Raw genomic sequence first — 2,535 nt, 5'->3', positions numbered from 1 at the left:
CAGCACCTGCGGTCGGACCCCGAAGGACTCCAGGAGGCGGAAGAGTGCGACCTCCAGTGCGAAGAGAGCCGGCTGCGTGAAGCCCGTCTCGTTCAACCGGCCGTCGTCGCCGAACAGCACATCCAGCAGAGGTAGTTCCAGCTGATCGCCGAACGCGGCCACCACGTCATCCAGTGCGGAGGCGAAGGCGGGGAAGGCGGCGTAGAGCTCGCGTCCCATGCCCTCTCGCTGGCTGCCCTGCCCGGTGAACAGGAATCCCAGCTGCCCGGAGCCGGCTGTTCCGCGCACCGCACCAGGGGCGGTGCCGCCTTCGGCGAGCACCGACAGTCCGGCCAGCAGGCCGTCGCGGTCGGCGGCGACGACGCCGGCGCGGTGGGCGAAAGCCGCACGTGTGGTGGCCAGTGCGGATCCGATCGCAGCCGGGTCCAGCTCCGGGTCCGCCAGGACGAAGTCGTGCAGGCGGGCGGCCTGGGTCTGGACGGCGTCCGGCGTCTTGCCGGACAGCACCCAGGGCACTGCCGGAAGGGCGACAGCGGCGATCTCTCCTGTCGGGGCCTCAGCAGGGGCTTCTTCCACGATGACGTGGGCGTTCGTGCCGCTGATACCGAAGGACGAGACGCCCGCGCGGCGGGTGCGCTCTCCCGCCGGCCACGGCTGGGCCTCGGTCAGCAGCTCGACGTCACCGGCCGACCAGTCCACGTGCGAGCTGGGGGAGTCCACGCCCAGGGTGCGCGGCAGTTCCTCGTGCCGCATCGCCAGCACCATCTTGATGATCCCCGCGACACCGGCGGCGGCCTGGGTGTGGCCGAGGTTGGACTTGACCGAACCGAGCCACAGTGGACGGCCGTCCGCCCGCTCCTGCCCGTACGTCGCGAGCAGCGCCTGCGCCTCGATCGGGTCACCCAGCCGGGTGCCCGTGCCGTGGCCCTCGACCACATCGACGTCGCCCGTCGTGAGCGAACCGGCGGCCAGGGCCTGCCGGATGACGCGCTGCTGGGCGGGGCCGTTGGGGGCGGTCAGCTGGCTGCTGGCGCCGTCCTGGTTGATCGCGCTGCTCTTGACGATTGCCAGCACGCGATGGCCGTTGCGCCGCGCGTCGCTGAGCTTCTCCAGTACCAGGACGCCGACGCCCTCGCCCCAACCGGTACCGTCCGCCGCCTCCGCGAACGGCTTGCACCGGCCGTCGGCGGCAAGGCCGCGCTGGCGGCTGAAGTCGACAAAGGTGTCCGGGGTGGTCATGACGGTGACGCCACCGACCAGGGCGAGCGAGCACTCGCCGGCGCGGAGCGCCTGGCCGGCCAGGTGGACGGCGACCAGGGAGGACGAGCAGGCGGTGTCGACCGTCAGCGCCGGGCCCTCCAGGCCCAGGGCGTACGAGACACGGCCGGAGACGACGCTGCCGAGGCCGCCGTTGCCGAGGTAGCCCGCGAGCTCCTCGGGTACGTCACGGAGACGTGGTGCGAAGTCGTGGTACATCACGCCCGCGAACACCCCTGTTGCCGTGCCCTGCAGGCTCTCCGGGTCGATACCGGCTCGTTCGAACGCCTCCCACGAAGCCTCCAGCAGCAGGCGCTGCTGCGGGTCGGTGGCCAGGGCCTCGCGCGGGCTGATGCCGAAGAAGTCGGCGTCGAACTGGCCCGCGTCGTCGAGGAATGCGCCTTCCTTGGAGTACGTCTTGCCGATGGCGTCCGGGTCCGGGTCGTAGGCGTCGTACCAGCTGGGGCCGCGGTCCTCGGGGAAGTCCGCGATGGCGTCCCGGCCCGCCGCGAGCAGGTCCCACAGCTCCTCAGGGCTCCGCACCCCGCCGGGGAACCGGCAGGACATGCCGACGATCGCGATCGGTTCGTCGTCCGCAGACTGCTTGGCCGCGACAACGGCGGCGGCAGCGGAGGAGGTGGTTCCGGCGGCCTCGTCGCCGACGAGCTTCTCCCGCAGGTAGCGGGCGAGCGTGGTGGCGTTCGGGTAGTCGAAGGTGAGGGTGGCGGGCAGCCGCAGGCCGGTAGCCGTGCCGAGTCGGTTGCGGAGTTCGACGGCCGCGAGGGAGTCGAAGCCCAGGGTGCCGAACCCGCGCGCGGGATCGACCGCGTCCGGTCCGGAGTGGCCGAGTGCGGCCGCGACCTGCGTACGGACCAGGGAGAGCAGGAAGCGCTCCTGCTCCGCCGCCGGCAGGCGGCCGAGCTGCTCCTGCAACGAGTCGCCGCCCGCGGATCCGACCGCGGCGGCGAGCCGGGCCGGGGTGCGGACCAGACCGCGCAGCAGAGCGGGCACGCCGTCGGCCGCCGCCCGGCGCCCGAGAGCGCCGGACTCCAGCCGCAGCGCCAGGACGTGGGCGTACTCCCCACCCCAGGCCGCGTCGAACATCGCCAGACCTGCTGCGGCGCTGTGCGCCGGGGTCCCGGCACGTGCGGCCCGCTCCACGTCCTTCGTCGAGAGTCCCGCTCCCATTCCGCCGGTTTCGGGTGCCCACAGGCCCCAGGCGAGGGAGGTGGCGGGGAGTCCTTGGGTGCGGCGGTGGACGGCGAGGGCGTCGAGGTA

Annotated in this window: 1 protein-coding gene; it reads right to left on the bottom strand. The window is 72.9% G+C overall.

Translation table 11 applies throughout. From position 1 onward, the window contains the following. Positions 1-2,535: type I polyketide synthase (locus tag AC07DC_RS41960; protein ID WP_478920242.1), on the bottom strand; the 2,535-nt coding region annotated here is incomplete at both ends.

This window comes from Streptomyces sp. NPDC045021 (genome assembly GCF_056432645.1).
The sequence above is the reverse complement of the archived record's forward strand: the minus strand, read 5'-3'. Positions and strand labels throughout refer to the sequence as shown.